The 18542-nt window shown below is 36.9% G+C and carries 12 protein-coding genes; 7 read left to right on the top strand and 5 right to left on the bottom strand.

Features of this window, described 5'->3' with window-relative positions; all coding sequences use genetic code 11:
* Positions 1-119 precede the first annotated feature (119 nt).
* The 7 genes from AACZ30_RS00520 to AACZ30_RS00550 all read left to right on the top strand — a co-directional run bounded on the left by AACZ30_RS00520 (position 120) and on the right by AACZ30_RS00550 (position 10951).
* Complete coding sequence (locus AACZ30_RS00520) at positions 120-1967, top strand: CocE/NonD family hydrolase (protein WP_339646632.1); 1848 nt, start codon at positions 120-122, stop codon at positions 1965-1967.
* 3 nt (positions 1968-1970) lie between these two features.
* Positions 1971-3794, top strand: a complete 1824-nt coding sequence (locus AACZ30_RS00525; protein ID WP_339646635.1) for a DUF885 domain-containing protein — start codon at positions 1971-1973, stop codon at positions 3792-3794.
* Positions 3795-3804: 10 nt separating this feature from the next.
* On the top strand, positions 3805-4800 hold the full coding sequence (locus AACZ30_RS00530) for an aldose epimerase family protein (RefSeq protein ID WP_339646638.1): 996 nt from the start codon (positions 3805-3807) through the stop codon (positions 4798-4800).
* 70 nt (positions 4801-4870) lie between these two features.
* The gene (locus AACZ30_RS00535; RefSeq protein WP_075326295.1) at positions 4871-6460 is read left to right on the top strand and encodes a solute:sodium symporter family transporter; all 1590 of its coding nucleotides are present in this window, start codon (positions 4871-4873) and stop codon (positions 6458-6460) included.
* A 59-nt stretch (positions 6461-6519) separates the two neighbouring features.
* A complete protein-coding gene (locus AACZ30_RS00540) occupies positions 6520-7224 on the top strand; it encodes an NUDIX domain-containing protein (RefSeq protein ID WP_339646640.1) in 705 nt (234 codons plus the stop codon).
* A 250-nt stretch (positions 7225-7474) separates the two neighbouring features.
* Complete coding sequence (locus tag AACZ30_RS00545; RefSeq protein WP_075326297.1) at positions 7475-8371, top strand: TIM barrel protein; 897 nt, start codon at positions 7475-7477, stop codon at positions 8369-8371.
* Positions 8372-8380: 9 nt separating this feature from the next.
* Positions 8381-10951, top strand: coding sequence for a hypothetical protein (locus tag AACZ30_RS00550; RefSeq protein WP_339646644.1), 2571 nt, complete (start codon positions 8381-8383; stop codon positions 10949-10951).
* A gap of 241 nt (positions 10952-11192) precedes the next feature.
* On the opposite strand, the gene AACZ30_RS00555 is transcribed toward AACZ30_RS00550, so the two are convergent.
* The 5 genes from AACZ30_RS00555 to AACZ30_RS00575 form a co-directional block, all read right to left on the bottom strand.
* Positions 11193-13748, bottom strand: a complete 2556-nt coding sequence (locus AACZ30_RS00555; RefSeq protein ID WP_093302445.1) for an adenosylcobalamin-dependent ribonucleoside-diphosphate reductase — start codon at positions 13746-13748, stop codon at positions 11193-11195.
* 450 nt (positions 13749-14198) lie between these two features.
* The gene (locus tag AACZ30_RS00560; protein ID WP_339646649.1) at positions 14199-15443 is read right to left on the bottom strand and encodes a sugar MFS transporter; all 1245 of its coding nucleotides are present in this window, start codon (positions 15441-15443) and stop codon (positions 14199-14201) included.
* Positions 15444-15629: 186 nt separating this feature from the next.
* Complete coding sequence (locus AACZ30_RS00565; protein WP_339646651.1) at positions 15630-16745, bottom strand: DUF4091 domain-containing protein; 1116 nt, start codon at positions 16743-16745, stop codon at positions 15630-15632.
* 49 nt (positions 16746-16794) lie between these two features.
* Positions 16795-17451: a hypothetical protein gene (locus AACZ30_RS00570; RefSeq protein ID WP_339646653.1), complete on the bottom strand. Its 657-nt coding sequence runs from the start codon at positions 17449-17451 to the stop codon at positions 16795-16797.
* 124 nt (positions 17452-17575) lie between these two features.
* The gene (locus AACZ30_RS00575) at positions 17576-18520 is read right to left on the bottom strand and encodes an NAD-dependent epimerase/dehydratase family protein (RefSeq protein ID WP_339646655.1); all 945 of its coding nucleotides are present in this window, start codon (positions 18518-18520) and stop codon (positions 17576-17578) included.
* Positions 18521-18542: the final 22 nt, after the last annotated feature.

Genomic DNA, 18542 nt, shown 5'->3' on the forward strand with positions numbered 1-18542 from the left:
GGAAAATGTTTTTAATTTATAAGCAGGCCTTGATGCATTTAAAACTCGATTATCGATTAAAATTCCTTTAAGTTTGTCGGGGTAATTTCTATCTTAGGGGCTTAAAATATCCCTTAACTATGAAATTACTCCGTTTAAGTTTTATCCTTCTGTTTTTGAGTTTTTTACCCGTTCATCTTATTTCACAAGAAGAATATGATGTAAAAGAACATTATAATAAAACAGAAGTAGATATCCCAATGCGGGACGGAACTTTGTTACACACTACCATTTATTCCCCAAAAGATACTTCTAAAGAATATCCTATTTTAATGCAGCGAACTCCATATAGCTCCCGGCCTTATGGAAAAGATCAATTTCGTTCGCTTATTAGTCCCAATGAATATTTAATGAAAGAAGGGAATATTGTGGTTTACCAGGATGTACGCGGCCGCTGGATGAGTGAAGGGAAGTATGATAATATGCGGGCAATTATTCCAAATAAATCTGGAAATGAATTTGACGAATCCAGCGATACTTATGATACTATTGAATGGCTTATTGAGAATGTAGATAACAACAATGGGAGGGTAGGAGCCTGGGGAATTTCGTATCCCGGTCACTACGCTGTTGCTTCTTTAGTAGATGCTCACCCTGCTCTAAAAGCTTCATCTCCACAAGCCGGAATTGGGGATTTCTTTTTTGACGATTTTCATCACAATGGGGCTTATTTATTGAGTTACTGGAGAGCAACCGGACTTTTTGGATATGATAAAACCGGCCCTACTACCGAAGCCTGGTACGAATTGCCAGGTCTTGGGACCCAGGATCAGTACCAGTTTTTTTTAGATGTGGGACCACTTAGTAATTTGGACGAATATTATGGAGAAGACAATATATTTTGGCAACAACTAAAAGAGCATCCAAATTATGATGAATTTTGGCAGAGCCGCGGGATTATTCAGCATTTAGAAGATATCGAACCTGCCGTAATGGTTGTGGGCGGATTGTTTGATGCTGAAGATCTTTACGGCCCTTTTAATACTTACAAGAAAATTGAAGAAACCAGCGATAATTATAATATCATGGTCTTTGGTCCTTGGAGCCACGGCGATTGGGCGAGACAAACCGAAAGACAGGCAGTAGGAAATGTTTATTTTGGCGATAATATTTCTGAAGATTATCAAAGAAATATTGAAACAAAGTTCTTTAACCACTTTCTAAAAGAAAAGGGCGATGGTGATGTAGATCTAGCTGAAGCCTATGTTTACGATACCGGTGCCCGAAAATGGAATTCTTATGAAGCCTGGCCTCCAAAAAATACGGAAGAAAAGATTTTTTACCTGGGAGATAACCAGGAGTTAACCAACGAAGCAACCAATAATGAAGAAAGCTTTGTAAGTGACCCGGCAAAACCTGTTTCTTATAATAATGAAATTAAAGCAGTCTTCACCCCAAGAGAATATATGACGGGCGACCAACGTTTTGCTGCCAGGAGACCAGATGTTCTGGTTTTTGAAACCGAAGTATTGGAAGAAGATATGAAACTTACCGGTGAGATTTTGGCACGTTTAAGCGTGGCAACCACTGGAACTGCGGCAGATTGGGTGGTGAAGGTAATAGATGTTTACCCGGCCGACTCAGAAGATTACGAAGAAACCATGGACCATCTTGATATGGACAACTACCACATGATGGTGCGTAGTGAAGTGATGCGGGGCAGATTTAGAAACAGTTTTGAAAATCCCGAGCCATTTGAGCCTAACAAGAAGACTCCGGTAAATATTACGCTGCAGGATATTAACCATACCTTTAAAAAAGGACATAAATTACAAATTCAGGTGCAAAGTACCTGGTTTCCGCTTATAGACAGAAATCCTCAAACTTTTGTGCCAAATATTTTTGAAGCCGAAGAAGAAGATTTTCAGAAACAAACCCACACCATTTATGGAGATTCTGCAATAGAATTTTCAATATTAAAAGAATAGCCTATGAGTATTAGATTTATTCATAAAATCCTTCTAATCAGTTTCCTGTTTTTAGGGATTTCATGTAGTCAAAAAGAAGGAAATTATTCCGAAGAAGAAATAGCAGAACATTCGGCAGAATTAAATGAATATTTTGAAAAAGAATTTCAAAAAGACGTGGAAGAATCGCCTATGATGCAAACCCAATTGGGACAAAAAACCAATTATGGGAAGTGGGACGATTTTTCACACCTTAAATATGCCGAAGATCGAAAAAAAGCTAAAAAGCGTTTAGAATATTTAAAGAAAGTAGATGCTTCAGCCCTAAACGAGCAAACGCGTTTGAGTTACGATTTATACCTTCAGAAATTAGAAAATGAAGTCGCCGATTATGATTTTCGGTTTTATAATTATCCGGTAAACCAGATGTTTGGGCGCCATGCCGAGCTGCCAGCTTTTTTAATTAATATGCACCGTATAGATTCTATAAGCGATGCCGAAGCTTATATAGCCAGGCTGAAGGGGATTCCCAAGGTTATGGAAGAAGTTATTGGAAATCTAAAAATTAGGGAACAAAATGGGATTGTTCCGCCGGTTTTTGTTTTTGACAGGGTTTTGGAATCCAGTAGAAACGTAATTAAAGGCAAACCCTTCGGCAAATCTGTAGAAAACAGTGCCTTACTCAACGACTTTAAATCCAAGCTATCTAAGCTGGAACTTACAAAAGCGCAGGAAAAAGAACTCATTTCAAAAGCTGAAAATGCTCTGGTTAAAGAAGTAAAACCCGCTTACGAAAATTTAATTTCTTTCCTGGAAACTCAACAAAAACGTGCAAATAATGATGCTGGAGCGTGGAAATTTCCAAAAGGAGAAGAGTTTTATGCCAATGCTCTTAAAAGAACTACAACTACTAATCTTTCGGCTCAGGAAATTCATCAAATTGGGTTGGATGAGGTAGCACGTATTCACGGCGAAATGGAAAAAATAAAAGAAGAGGTAGGCTTTGAAGGCACACTACAGGACTTCTTTGAGTTTATGCGTACTAATGAGCAATTTTATTATGCCAACGATTCTATGGGCAAGCAAAAATATCTTGCTGAAGCTACCGAAATTATAAATACAATGAAGGTGAATTTAGACGAACTTTTTCTAACTGAACCTGAAGCAGAATTGGTAGTAAAAGCGGTAGAACCTTTCAGAGAAAAAAGTGCCGGGAAAGCATTTTACCAACAACCTGCAAAAGATGGTTCAAGGCCGGGAACTTATTATGCTAATTTATACGATATGGCTGCTATGCCTACTTACCAGATGGAAGCTTTGGCATACCACGAAGGTATCCCAGGCCACCATATGCAAATTGCCATAGCCCAGGAGTTGGAGGATATTCCGCAGTTTAGAAAGTTTAGTTTTTATACAGCTTATGTGGAAGGTTGGGGGCTCTACAGCGAATTATTACCAAAGGAAATAGGATTTTACAAAGACCCTTATTCCGATTTTGGTAGATTGGCAATGGAACTCTGGCGTTCTTGCAGGCTAGTGGTAGACATAGGAATTCACGCTAAAAAATGGACCAGGCAGGAAGGAATAGAATATTATAAAGCGAATACGCCCAATGCAGAAAGTGACTGCGTGAAAATGGTAGAACGACACATTGTTATGCCGGGGCAGGCTACAGCCTATAAAATAGGGATGAATAAAATACTGGAGTTAAGGAAAGAAGCAGAAGAAAAACTGGGTGATGATTTTGATATTAGGGAATTCCATGATGTAATTCTATTAGATGGAGCTTTACCTTTGAATATTCTGGAAGAAAAAGTAGATAACTGGATTTCCGGTAGAACCAACTAAAAAAATTAATTTGAAAACTCAAAAAGAAGATTTAAAAACGGTAACTCTTGCTAATAATAACGGGAATGAACTCCAGGTTCTTAACTATGGTGCTGCTGTTATAAGCCTTAAAATAAAAGATAAGGCCGGGAATAAAGTGAATGTGGTGGTTAGCCCGCGGGCAGAAGAATTTATAACTTCGGCCTATAAAGAGAATAATAAATGTTTTGGTGCTTCGGTGGGGCGTTATGCCGGTAGAATTTCTAATGGGGAGTTTCAGCTGGATAATATTACCTATAAATTAAATGAAACCAATAATGTTCATCTTCACGGGGGCGAGAATGGATTTCAGTATAAGGTATGGAAAATTGAAGAAGAGGAAGTGGCGCCCAATCCTTCAGTAAAACTAACTTATTTCAGCAAGGACGGGGAAGAATATTATCCTGGGAATTTACAGGTTGAGGTTAAATATACGCTTACAGAAAATGATGAATTGCTTATAGAATATTCGGCTAAAACCGATAAAAAAACTGTGATTAATCTTACCAATCATACTTATTTTAACCTTAATGGAGGTGGCAGTATAAGCGATCATTTTTTAAAGATTGAAGCTGAAAAAATCCTTGAAGTAGACAAAAACTTATTGCCTACCGGTAATTTAACCAAACTTAAAAAACACCCAAAAAACTTTATTGAAGGTAAATTAATTGGAAACCGGAGCTTGGATGATACCTATGTTTTAAAATCTGATATAGATGAAGTTGCTGCAAGGCTTTTTGCTCCTTTAACCGGAATAAAAATGGAAGTAAAAACCAATCAAAAAGCACTGGTGGCTTATGCTCCAGAAAACCTTCCGGAAGATTTGAATTACCACACCGAAATCGCCGAAGAATATCCTTCGTTATGTTTAGAGGCCCAAAATTTCCCTGATGCTCCTAATTTTAGAAACTTTCCTGAAGCCGTTTTAAAACCGGGAGATCAGTACTACAATTGGATCTCCTATAACTTCTCGGTTAGCGGTCAATAATAAGTTTATACCTTAAGTAGGATCAAAACTCATATATAATTTTATATTTAACAAAATTTTTAAATAAGCTATGGTTGGAATTTTATCATTCATTGGTTTTACCCTATTAGTGGCTGTAATTGCCTATTTAGCCACCAGAAAAACCGATGAAAGTACAAGTGATGGATATTTTCTTGGCGGAAGGAGTCTTACGGCAGGAGTTATTGCAGGTTCGGTTTTACTCACAAATTTATCTACAGAACAAATTGTAGGTTTAAATGGCCAGGCTTTTAGCGAAGGAATTTTAGTAATGGCCTGGGAAACCCTAGCAGCCATAGCCATAGTAATAACCGCATTATTCTTACTACCACGTTATTTAAAAGGAGGGCTAACCACAGTACCACAATTTTTAGAAAAACGATTTGATAGAGGAACAAAAACCCTGGTTTCGGCACTATTCCTATCAGGGTATATGATCATTTTCTTACCTATTGTTTTGTATTCTGGTGCTTTAGCAATTAGTACGATGTTTGGAATTCCTGAAATGCTGGGAGTTAGTGCAAATACCGCCTTATGGCTTACTGTATGGGGGATAGGGATCGTAGGATCTATTTACGCAATTTTTGGAGGATTAAAAGCTGTAGCAGTTTCAGATACTATTAATGCTGTAGGTTTACTCGTAGGAGGTTTATTAATTCCCATTTTTGGACTTATGGCTATTGGAGATGGCGGAATTATTAATGGGCTGGAAGTTTTAGTAGATTCTAATCCCGAGAAGTTTAATTCTATTGGAGGGCCTGAAGCTTCGGTTCCTTTTTCAACAATATTTACCGGAATGATGCTGGTGCAATTATTTTACTGGGGAACCAACCAGGCAATTATTCAGCGAGCTTTGGCGGCTAAAAACCTTAGGGAAGGCCAAAAAGGTTTAATGCTAGCTGCTTTTATAAAGATCCTCGGGCCAATTATTGTGGTTCTTCCGGGTATTATTGCCTGGCATATGTTTCAGGGCGATTTAGATAATGCCGACCAGGCATATCCTGCATTGGTAAATGCGGTACTTCCACCGGTACTTACAGGATTTTTTGCGGCTGTACTTTTCGGTGCAATTTTGAGTTCTTTTAATTCAGCATTAAACAGTTCGGTTACCCTTTTTGGAATAGATATTTACAAACAATATTTTAACCAGGAAGCCAGTGAAGCCAAAGTAGTAAAACAAGGAAAACGCTTCGGAATATTCCTGGCCATTGGCGCTATGCTTATTGCGCCTTTTATAGCCAATGCGCCCCAGGGGCTTTTTGGGTATTTGCAGGAAGTAAACGGAAGTTACAGTATTCCAATTTTAACTATTGTTATTGTAGGTTATCTTACTAAACGAATTCCTGCGATTGCGGCTAAAGTGGCAATTTTTAGTGGGGTTGGGTTCTATTTAATCTATTTGGGATTAAAATATTTTGTGGTTGGAGAAGATGCACTACCGCATTACCTTCACGTAATGGCGATATTATTTGTTCTAAACGTGCTAATTATGTTTATAATAGGGAAATGGAAGCCAAGAATTGAACCTTTTATTTTAGATTATACAAAGCAGGTAGATATCCAGCCATGGAAATTGGTAAAACCAGTTGGGCTGGGAATTGTGGTGCTTGTAGTATTTATTTATGCTTATTTTGCCCAATAACCATGCTGAAAATATGAGCTTTAAGAATTTTCATATCTTAGTCTAAACATCAATTTTTAATGAAACCGTTTCAAAAGGATTTCTACATTCAGGAAGATAAAATGTACGTTGCTACAGACTGCGTAATTTTTGGATTTGATGAAGGAAACCTGAAGCTTCTCATTTTTAAAAGAAGGGTTAAACCACTTATGGGAACCTGGTCTCTTATAGGAAGTTTTGTGAAATTGGATGAAGATGTGAAAGAAGCCGCAAAACGTGTTTTAAAGGAAATAACCGGCCTGGAAAACGTGTTTATGGAAGAACTAAAAACCTATGGGACCACGTTTCGCGATCCTGGATATAGAACTATTTCTATTGCCCAGTATGCTTTAATAAGAATTGGCGAGTATGATAAGGAACTGGTAGAAAGACATGGAGCGCATTGGTATGATTTAGAAGATGTGCCAGATTTGGTGCTGGAACATAACCAGATGGTAAAAGATGCCCTGGTTAGAATACGCAGAAAAGCCAGGTATAAACCCATAGGATTCGAATTACTTCCAGAGAAATTTACCATTCCGCAATTACAAAAGCTTTATGAGGCCGTTTATCATAAAGAAATCGATTCCCGAAACTTTAGAAAAAAAGTACTTTCCTTAAATGTGTTGGTTAAATTAGACGAAAAAGATATGTCTACTTCGCGGCGAGGTGCATTTTTATACAAATTTGACCGCAAAAAATACCTGAAACTTCAAGAGTCCGGCTTCAATTTTGAAATCGCGTAAGTGAAGTTTTTTCTTCTAAAAATGTGTTAAGAAAATTTTAAAAAAATCTTTTCCGAAAAATTTGTTTTCTGAAAATTAATTGTAATTTTTACGTTTATAATAATTTGCTAAGAAAAGATAGTTGTGGAATACATATTTGAGTCAATCGTTTTTCCTTCAGCCTTGTTTTTATAATTAAAGTCTTATTCCCGGTGAGTTTCACCTGAATTTTGACTTTTCTATTTTATTATACCAACTTAATATATAAATAATGGACAAGAAATTCACAAGACGTAATGCGTTAAAAAGTATAGCCATTGGTTCAGGGATTTTGAGCCTGGGTGGAGTAGCATCTTCTTTTGCTGCTATGAAATATATAGATAACAACAGCTTACCTAATAGAAAAAAGAACAATGTTAAGCATTCGGTTTGCCGATGGTGTTTTCAGAATATTCCTTTAGATGAATTTGCAAAAACCTGTGCGAGTATGGGAATTCAGGCAATAGATCTTTTAAAACCTTCAGAATGGGATACAGTGGAAAAATATGGCCTGGTTTGTTCTATGGCAACAGACGATTTTGCCAGTATTGAAAATGGATTTAATGAGCCAAAAAACCATAAAGATCTTCAGGAAAAATATAAGGGTTTAATTGATAAAGCTTCAAAACATAACATTAAAAACGTAATTGTTTTCTCGGGAAATAGACGCGGAATGGATGAGAAAACCGGAATTAAAAATTGCTCAAAAGGTTTAAAGCCGCTGCTTAAATACGCTAAAAAGAAAAATGTAAACCTGGTAATGGAGTTGCTTAACAGTAAGGTTAATCATCCAGATTATATGGCAGATCATACCGAATGGGGTGTTGCCCTGGCTGAAGAAATGGGAGCAGATAACTTTAAATTGCTCTACGACATTTACCATATGCAGGTAATGGAAGGAGATATTATTGCTACAATTAAAAAGCACCATAAACACATAAATCATTATCACACTGCCGGAGTTCCCGGTCGTAACGAAATTGGTGATACCCAGGAACTTTTTTATCCTGCAATTATGAAAGCCATTGTAGAAACCGGTTTTGAAGGTTTTGTTGCCCAGGAATTTATTCCTACCAATTCCGATGAAATTTCTTCATTAAAGAAAGCTATTGAAATTTGTGATGTTTAAAATTTATATATGAAGAAGAGATTTTTGCTGAGTTTTATATTTTTTGTAATCAGTTTTATAAGTTTTGCCCAGGAAAAAGAAGATGTTTACGTAGATAATGAAGGCCTGATGCGTTGGGGGCATAACGATGCAGAAGTCAAAGGTTTTGGAGTCAATTATTCGGTACCTTTTGCGCACGGCTATCGAAGTGGTGAGAAATTAGGTATAGATCTAAAAAAAGCGATAGATAAGGATGTTTATCATTTTTCCCGACTCGGTTTTGATCTTTATAGAATTCACGTTTGGGATACTGAAATTAGTGATGAAGAAGGCAATTTAATATTAAACGAACATCTCGAGTTATTTGATTATTTATTGAAAAAGCTCAAGGAACGTGATATAAATTTCGTGGTTACACCCATTGCTTATTGGGGAAATGGCTGGCCGGAACCCGATGAAGATACTCCCGGATTTTCTAACAAATACGAAAAAGCCGGAAGCTTAACTGAGCCCGGTGCTATTAAAGCTCAGGAAAATTATTTGAAGCAATTCCTGAATCACGTGAATCCGCATACGGGCGTAGCTTATAAAAATGAGCCAAACCTTATTGCTTTTGAAATTAGCAACGAACCGCACCATAAAGGAGAGCCTGAAGAAGTGCAGGAATTCATTGAGAAAATGGTGAAATCAATGAAAAGCACCGGCTCTAAGAAACCAATTTTCTATAATGTAAGTCATAGTATTCATCTCGCCGAATCTTATTTTGATGCTGGAATAGATGGCGGAACTTTTCAATGGTACCCAACAGGATTGGGGTTTCAGAAGGAATTGGAAGGGAATTTGTTACCAAATGTAAACGATTATTATATTCCGTTTAATGATGTAATTGAAGAAAATAACGCGGCGAAGCTCGTGTACGAATTTGATGCCGCCGATGTGATGAAATCTTATATCTATCCTGCAATGGCAAGGAGTTTCCGGGAAGCCGGAATCCAGATAGGAACTCACTTCGCTTACGATCCTACTTATTTGGCGTTTGGAAATACCGAATACAATACGCACTATATGAACCTGGCCTACACGCCACAAAAAGCCCTCTCCTTAATGATTGTGGGGGAGATTTTTCATCAGGTTCCTGTAAATAGTGATTTAGGTATTTATCCAGAAAACCTGGAATTTCAGGATTTTACGATTGATTATGAAAAAGATCTCGCGGTATTAAATTCTGAAGAAAAATTTATTTATACCAATACGAATGATAATCAGCCAAAATCCTTAAAAAACCTCAAGCAAGTTGCCGGTTTTGGTAATTCTGAAGTGGTTAAATATGAAGGTAAAGGCGCCTATTTTCTCGATAAATTAGACGACGGTGTTTGGAGATTGGAAGTAATGCCTGATGCTATTTTGGTCGATAATCCTTTTGGAAGCAACAGCCTTGAAAAAACCGTTGCGGTGATCAAATGGAATAAATGGGAAATGACTTTAGATCTTGCCGGTTTAAATGAAGACTTTAGCCTGAAAGTTTTAAACAAAGACAATGAGTTTACACCTGAAGTTAACGGGAAAACTTTTAAAATTCGTCCCGGAACTTATCTTTTGAAAAATAAAGGAGCCGAAATTGATGAAAATTCAGATATAAATTTAAGGTTCGAGCTGGAAGAGTTTACCGCTCCGGAAAGTACCGTAGCGAAAACTTATGTTATGCACGAGCCGATAAAAGAACTTAGGGAAAATTCTTCATCTGAAATTACTGCAGAGATCGTTTCAGACAAAGAAATAGAAAAAGTAGAAGCCTGGTTGCAAAACGGGAATACTTATGAAGCTATTGAGCTTAAAAATAATAACGCTTATAATTATTCGGCGGAAATTCCGGAAAATGTGTTGAAAAATGGCTTTTTGGAGTATCGAATTATCGTTACTACTAATAAAGGAAAAGAAACTTTCCCCGGTGAAGTTTCTGGAAGTCCTGAAGATTGGGATTTTTATTTTGAAGAGGTATATACCACACAAATTGTAAAAGAGACTAAACCGCTTTATATTTTTAATGCTTCAGAAGACGAAGATTATGTAGTAGGCGAGTGGAGCCCTGAAAATAAGCTCGTGCCAACTGATATTCCGGGCGAAGCAGAATATCAGGTAAAAGTGGAGAAACTTTTTGAAAAAGATGTTGAAAACCCTGAGGCAGAACCGGTTTACGATTACTCTTTTCGATATAATTTCAATAGAAAAATTACCGGTCGTAAAAGCGAGTTAAATTCCAAAAATAGCCTTGTGATCAAAGCCAGAGCATTAACCGAAAGAACAGATAAACTTCAAATTGCCTTGGTAATGAAAAACGGAGCGGCTTTTGGAACTACATTAGATCTTGACCAGGAGACCAAAACTTATAAAATTGATCTTTCCGCTTTAAAACCGGTTAAAACAGTGAGTCTGCCAAGACCTTATCCTTCATTTTTACCGTATTATTTCGAACATTCTTATGAAGGCGATTTTGAATTAGAAAATACAGAAGCGCTGCAATTTTCAATCGGCCCGGGAATTGAAGATATTAAGCTGGAAAAGCCGCAGGGAGTTGGGATTATTTCGGTGAGTTTGGAATAATAAAATGAAATAGGAAGTTTGAAAAACTTCATTCGTCAAGCTGAACTTGTTTCAGCTTCAAACTTGTTTCAGCTTCAAACTTGTTCTTATTGCTAACATCTTAGATTCTGAAATGAATTCAGAATGACGAGTTGAAAACCTCATCAAACATCTTTAGTTAAACACATTTCACTTCTATAAACAAAAAGGCCTTTTAGAAATAATTCAAAAGGCCTTTTTTATCTAATCTAACAAGAGCTATCTATCCACATTTGGAAGAACCACAATCCTGACAGGTAAGGCAGCCTTCCTGATAGATAAGATTAGATGAATTACAATTTGTACATTTTTGTTTCTTGGCAACGGTACCATCGGCGATAAAGCGTTTTAGCGCCCTCGCAACTCCGTTTTTCCAGGTGTTTATAGATTCACTGTCTAACTGTAAACTGCTTATTAAATCTACTACCTTTTCAATTGGCATCCCGTGTCTAAGCGTGGTAGAAATCAATTTAGCATAATTCCAGTATTCCGGGTTGAATTTATGCGATAATCCTTCTATAGTTGTTTTGTAACCTCGTTTGTTTTCATATTGAAAATCGTAACGAGAAGTTCCATCTTCATTTCTGGCTTTAATAATAGTACCTTCTGTCACCCAGCGTGGAAGCAGAATTCCTTCTTCATCATCTGCAAAACCGGTAAAGATCTCGTAAGGTCTATCGTCAATTAAGCCAATGAAAGCAATCCATTTGTCTTTGTTATTCTGAAAACGAACCACATCTGCAGTTAAGCTTTGCGGACGTGTAGTTGGGAATGGCGTATTGTTTTCTTCTTCAGCCTCTTCTTTTTTCTCTTCGTTAGAAATTAGAACTCCAGAACGAGAACCATCACGATACACAGTCACTCCTTTACAACCCGCTTGCCAAGCTTCTAAATATAGTTGACCTACCAATTCTTCGGTAGCATCGTTTGGTAAGTTAATGGTCACACTAATGGAGTGATCTACCCATTTTTGTACCGCTCCCTGCATTCTTACTTTACTCAACCAATCTACATCGTTAGAAGTGGCTTTGTAGTAAGGAGAAGCTTTTACAAGTTTGTCCAGTTCGGCTTGTGTATAATCATCGGTTATTTCGTGGCCGTTAACCTTCATCCATTCTTTAAATCGATGGTGGAAAACCACGTATTCTTCCCAGGAATCGCCAACTTCATCTACAAAATCTACGCGGGAATCTTTATCGTTAGGATTTACTTTTCTTCTTCGTTTGTAAACAGGCATAAATACCGGCTCAATTCCAGAACTGGTTTGCGTCATTAAACTGGTAGTTCCTGTGGGGGCAATAGTAAGTAAAGCAATATTACGGCGGCCATATTCAAGCATATCGTAATACAATTTCTCATCGGCCTCTTTAAGTCGAAGAATAAAAGGATTTTCTTTTTCTCTTTCTGAATCAAATATTCCGAAAGCACCTCTTTCTTTTGCTGCGTAAACTGAAGCTCTGTAAGCTTCAATAGCGATGTGCTTATGGATTTTTACTGAAAAATCTACACCCTCATCACTTCCGTATTTAATACCTAAAGCGGCAAGCATATCACCTTCAGCAGTGATGCCAATTCCGGTTCTTCTACCTTCTTTAGCTTTGGTTTGAATGTTTTTCCAAAGATTATATTCTACACCTTTAATTTCTGAACCTTCAGGATCTGCTTCAATTTTAGCAAGAATCGCATCAATTTTTTCTAATTCAAGATCAATGATATCGTCCATAATGCGCTGTGCAGCGGCAATATGTTTTTTGAAAAGTTCAAAATTGAAAGAAGCCTCTTTAGTAAACGGATTTTCTACGTAAGAAAATAAGTTTATAGCTAACAGTCTACAAGAATCATAAGGGCAAAGCGGAATTTCACCACATGGATTGGTAGAAACCGTTTTGTATCCAAGATCTGCATAACAATCTGGCACCGACTCGTTAATTACGGTGTCCCAGAAAAGTATTCCAGGTTCAGCCGATTTCCAGGCGTTATGTACTATTTTTTTCCAAAGCTTATTAGCTTCGATCTCTTTAGATTTCTTCGGATTTTCGCTAAAAATTGGATATTTCTGAACGTAATTGCGATCTTCTTTAACCGAGCGCATAAATTCGTCATCAATTCTAACCGATACATTGGCGCCGGTTACTTTTCCCTGCTCCATTTTTGCATCTATAAAATCTTCAGAATCTGGGTGATTAATAGAAACTGAGAGCATAAGCGCTCCACGACGCCCATCCTGGGCAACTTCACGAGTGGAGTTGGAGTAACGTTCCATAAAAGGAACAATACCGGTAGAAGTAAGGGCAGAGTTTTTTACCGCCGAGCCTTTTGGGCGAATGTGGGAAAGATCATGCCCAACACCACCACGGCGTTTCATAAGCTGAACCTGTTCCTGGTCTATTTTCATAATCCCTCCATAAGAATCTGAATCGCCATCGTTACCAATTACGAAACAGTTAGAAAGGGAAGCAATTTGGTAAGGGTTACCTATACCGGCCATTGGGCTACCTTGAGGGACAATATATTTAAAGTCTTTAATAAGGTCAAAAACCTCATCTTCACTCATTGGGTTTGGGTAGCGTTGCTCTACACGGGAAATTTCTTTTGCAATTCTACGATGCATATCGTTTGGCGTAAGCTCATAAATATTCCCCTGGGAATCTTTAAGCGCATACTTATTTACCCACACCCGTGCGGCTAAATCATCTCCTTTAAAATAGTCTAACGAAGCTTTAAAAGCCTCATCCTGGCTATAAGTCTTAGGAGCGGCGGTAGTAGTGTTCACACCCATATTAATTTTAGATTTTGGATTAGTAATAGTTTCAAGCGGAATGTAAATATAGACAAAGAAGTACAAGAATATAAAATCTTGTTAAAAAAAGTTATCAAACAAAAATTGTTAATAAGCTTATTATCAGTTAAATATGAATTTATCAACATTCGAAAGTTGACAAATTTGTAAAAAAATAGAATTAAAGTTTGTGCAGGAGTAAATTGCTGAAGCTGAAGTAGAGAAAGTTTTTTTTTACTGGATAAACGATACTAAATGCTCCGAGGACTGCCTCGAAATCAAATTAAATTTTTCAATAATAATGCGTGAGCTTGCTTTAAAGTTGTTTACTGAAATATTGCTTAAAATCTACGAATATTTTAGTTGAAATTACGCAAAAACGGTCACTTATGTAATAGCATCTTTCTTCAAAGATGCTATTACATAACCAAAAAGATTTATAGAAAGCTATTATTTAATTTTATGTCCTTTAACTGCAAAAAACCATATATATAAATAACTTGGGATAACTATCCAGTAAGCTGATTGTGGATCAAAGGTATCAGCAAGATAGCCATAAATAAGTGGTAAGATTGCACCTCCCGCCAGGGCCATAATTAAAAATGAAGATCCTATTTTAGTAAACCTACCCAACCCGTGTAGTGCAAGGGGCCATATGGCCGGGAATACCAGGGCATTAGCAAGACCTAACAAAGAAATACTTAAGACCGATATGTAGCCATTTGTAAAAATGGCGACCAGGCCCAATATTATTCCTAATATCCCAGAGAGCTGTAAGGCTTTCTGCTGACTAATATATTTTGGGATCGTTACGGTACCAATTAGATAACCAACAATCATTGCAATTAATGTATAAGTGGTGAAAAATTTAGCTACATTGGTAGGGATATCGTGGGCATCTCGGGCATAGCTAATCACCGTATCCCCGGCGATTACTTCCACACCAACGTAAAGGAACATTGCAAGGGTACCCAATAATAAATTAGGAAATTGTAAAATATTGGTTTTATTTTTATTGGCGGCTGCGAGAGTTTCATCTTCTTCATCAGTTTTAATTTCAGGTAATGATGAATAGTAAATTAAAACAGAAAGTCCTATAAGGATTATAGCCATTACAATATATGGTGTTATTACCCGTGCTGAAAGCGCATCTAATTCAGCGGCTTTTTCTACCGCATTCATCCCAGTAAGACTCGCTTCCACCTTGTCCATATTTTTAAGCAAAATAGCACCAAAGATGATTGGGGCCAGTGCTCCTGCAAGTTTGTTACAGATTCCCATTATACTCATCCGTTTTGCCGCACTTTCAATGGGACCTAAAATGGTAATATAAGGGTTAGCAGCAGATTGCAGCAGTGCTAAACCAGTGCCCTGAACAAATAATCCGAATAAAAATAAAACGTAAGTTCTTGATATAGCCGCTGGAATAAAAATTAGGGCACCAATGGCCATAACAACTAATCCCGTAGACATACCCTTTTTAAATCCTATTTTTTTTAGAACCCACGCCGAAGGTATTGCCATAACCAGATAGGAAATGTATGAAGCGAAAGCTACAAGGTAAGATTCAAAATTATTGAGCTGACTCGCTATTTTAAGATAGGGAATTAAGACAGAGTTCAACCAGGTAACGAAGCCAAAAATGAAAAATAATACTCCAATTATTATTATGGATTTGTTTGTTTCTTTAGTCATGGATTTATTTTTAATATTCTATTTACTTAAAACAGTATTGTGATAAAGGCTTAGCTCATTTCTCAATTTGCCTTTTGTTTATTTTATGATAATCGGTATATATTGTAATTTTAAGCGTGAAATTTACCAGTAACCACGGTTACTGGATTTATAAAGAATAAACTTAAAATTTTCATAGCAATATTTTTATAAGTTTTGTAAAGCCTTTTGAGCTTTATCTATCATTACAGAAGCTGATTTATTGTTAAGCTCATCTATTGTGAAAGAGGACAATATTTTATCAATTTGTAAAAGTGCTTCAGTATTATTATTCCTTTTAAATTCAGACTTTAGGACTTGAATTTTTTCATAGGCTTGTATTCCAGCTAATAGCTTTTCAAAGCGTATAGATGTTCTTCCGCCGGGATAAATAAAATAGGTATCTCCAGCTGCCCAGGTGGTAAACCTGCTGTCTAAAAGTGGCTCCAGAACCCAACTGTTGTATGCCCAACGTAAATAACCATCTAACTTTTTATTGGCGGCATACCAGCCATACCATTCGGTTTCTGAAGGCTCACTAAAAGTGAAGCTATTGGGATAGGGATGGGAGCAACTGGTATAGAAAGTACTTGTTTTTCCCTGTTTTTTACGGGATTCAATAATTTTATCGGGATAATTTTCACTTAATGTAATTGAATAATCATCTATAGCATTAAACAATTCAGGATGACTATTACCTGCAAAAGATATTTTAAAATTCTTATCAGCATTTTTTATAACTTTCATAGCCGCTTCCATAGATTCCATAGGGCGTTCATCCATAGCGATATAAGTTTTATCAAACCATCCTTTTTCTTTTAAATGGGCAGCGAAGGCTTTAAGCATAGCTGTCCAGGAATTTTTGTATTCTTCCTCTCCGGGTTTGGTTTTAAGGTGTTTTGTAGTATTGGTAGCTTCATCAAAATAAGCAAAGCTTAGTTTCCAGGGAATCATACTGTAGGCATTAATTTGTTTGGTCACGCCTAAATCCATCATAAATTCTACCCACTTATCAAAGACATCAAAACTAAAATCCCATGTGCCATCAAGCTTCTTAGTCCACCGAATCATAGAATGAAAAGCATCCTGTGTTTGGCCATCCCAGGGACGGTCAATAATACTTGCTGTAATAGATTTTCCTCCAGCATTCACATAATGATGAATATCCTCTTCCATAGCTTTAAAGTGTTCATCACTCCATAAATCGGTTTTATAATATCGGGCTGCAGCATATGGATTTTGCCATAGATCCAGATGGAAGTTCCATTCTTTTGGAGCTGACAAAAGACGTTCTTCTACCGTAATAGTTATAATTGACTTTTTTAAAATTTTACTACCATCCTTTATTTTTAAAGTTCCCGAATAAAGACCTGGTTCGGTGTTTTGGGGAACCTGAATGGATAACCAGCCGGGTCTTGTGGTTCGTTTTAATACCTTGAATTCTTTTATGATCTATAACATCGGCCACTAAAGTTGAATCAAAGTTTGCCGGGACGCGATGGCCACAGGCTCCTTTTTGATCTTTATTAAGTTCATCTGTTAATACATAGCGAACAAATGCACTTTCTATTTGCTCCTTTGAAATAACCTGGTTATTATTTCTGTTTTTTAAATCTGATATTTCTACACTTAGGTTTAAATCTTTTTTTCCTGCTGAAACTACCCATTGAGCAGAAAGTTTTTCTCCTCTCCAGCCTTGCAGGTTTAAATCAGTTGAAAGTGAATCTTTCGATACCGGTTTTTCTTTCTCGTACCTTTTACTGGTTTTACCCCATCCAATTATAGTTTTTTGAGAATTATTCCAAAGTTTAACAGGAGTGGGAGTTGGGTTTGCTAATTCGTGATACGAATCAACTGGAAAAGGCATCTGGTTTGTGTGTTGCCCGGAGTGAGTGACTCCTTCCGGACTTTGTGCCTGAGAAAAATTAAACCAACCCAGGAGAATAATAGCGCTCCAGGTTTTTATTATTCCGAATTTTTTGAAAGTCATATGATGAAATTGAATATTATAATCAATTTAGCTTCTTGTAACGCTAAATACTGCTTTTAGTGGATTAAAATCCATACTGATTTAGACGCTCAATTTGGTATTAATAGTACAACCGTTCACCAGGTTAATAGGCTTCACATTTTATATTTTTAAGCATATCTACGGTTATTTTTTTAAGATCGTATTTAGGTTCCCAACCCCATTCCTGTTCGGCTACATCATCATTAATGCTCTGGGGCCGGCTGTCTGCAATATGTTGTCGAAAATCAGGTTCATATAAAATTTTGAAATCTGGGATATGTTTACTGATTTCTTCAGCAAGTTCAGCCGGTGTAAAACTTACTCCGGAAACGTTATAGGAGGTACGTGTTTTAATTTCTGAAGCAGGTGCTTCCATCAATTCCAATGTGGCTCTTATGGCATCGGGCATATACATCATGGGTAGACGGGTATCTTTACTAAGAAAACAGGTGTATTTTTTATCTTCTTTAGATTTATAAAATATATCTACAGCATAATCGGTAGTACCACCACCAGGTTGGGCTGAATAAGATATTAAGCCAGGATAACGCACGCTTCTCACATCAACTTTAAACTTTTCAGCATAGTAATTACACCATTGTTCACCGGCCTGCTTAGAGATACCATATACGGTACCTGGAATCATTGCCGGATTTTGGGGTGTATTGTTACGCGGCGTGTCTTTTCCAAAAACAGCAATAGATGATGGCCAAAAAATTTTAAGCTGGTATTTCCTGGCTGCCTCTAAAATCCCTAAAAGGCTCTTCATATTTAAATCCCAGGTAAAAAGAGGATTATCTTCACCTTTGGCTGAAAGGATAGCAGCTAAATGATATATCTGGGTAATATTTTCAGTTACAATAATATTTTCAATGTGCTTAGAATCGGTAGCATCTAAGGTTAGAAATTTTACTGAACTAAATTTTTTAGCTGATTCTGAGTTAATATCACTGGCCAGAATATTACTGGCCCCATATTTTGAAGCTAAAGCAGTGGTGAGTTCAACTCCTAATTGTCCCGCTGCGCCCGTAATTAATATTTTTTCCATTAAAAAAGTAGTGAAAGTATTT

The organism is uncultured Salegentibacter sp., assembly GCF_963972535.1.
Taxonomy (GTDB): Bacteria; Bacteroidota; Bacteroidia; order Flavobacteriales; family Flavobacteriaceae; genus Salegentibacter.

Coding starts and splice junctions, on each gene's coding strand:
- AACZ30_RS00550 (WP_339646644.1), top strand. CDS start 8,381: ATGAAGAAGAGATTTTTGCTGAGTTTTATATTTTTTGTAATCAGTTTT.
- AACZ30_RS00555 (WP_093302445.1), bottom strand. CDS start 13,748: ATGGGTGTGAACACTACTACCGCCGCTCCTAAGACTTATAGCCAGGAT.
- AACZ30_RS00545 (WP_075326297.1), top strand. CDS start 7,475: ATGGACAAGAAATTCACAAGACGTAATGCGTTAAAAAGTATAGCCATT.
- AACZ30_RS00535 (WP_075326295.1), top strand. CDS start 4,871: ATGGTTGGAATTTTATCATTCATTGGTTTTACCCTATTAGTGGCTGTA.
- AACZ30_RS00525 (WP_339646635.1), top strand. CDS start 1,971: ATGAGTATTAGATTTATTCATAAAATCCTTCTAATCAGTTTCCTGTTT.
- AACZ30_RS00560 (WP_339646649.1), bottom strand. CDS start 15,443: ATGACTAAAGAAACAAACAAATCCATAATAATAATTGGAGTATTATTT.
- AACZ30_RS00570 (WP_339646653.1), bottom strand. CDS start 17,451: ATGACTTTCAAAAAATTCGGAATAATAAAAACCTGGAGCGCTATTATT.
- AACZ30_RS00575 (WP_339646655.1), bottom strand. CDS start 18,520: ATGGAAAAAATATTAATTACGGGCGCAGCGGGACAATTAGGAGTTGAA.
- AACZ30_RS00520 (WP_339646632.1), top strand. CDS start 120: ATGAAATTACTCCGTTTAAGTTTTATCCTTCTGTTTTTGAGTTTTTTA.
- AACZ30_RS00540 (WP_339646640.1), top strand. CDS start 6,520: ATGAAACCGTTTCAAAAGGATTTCTACATTCAGGAAGATAAAATGTAC.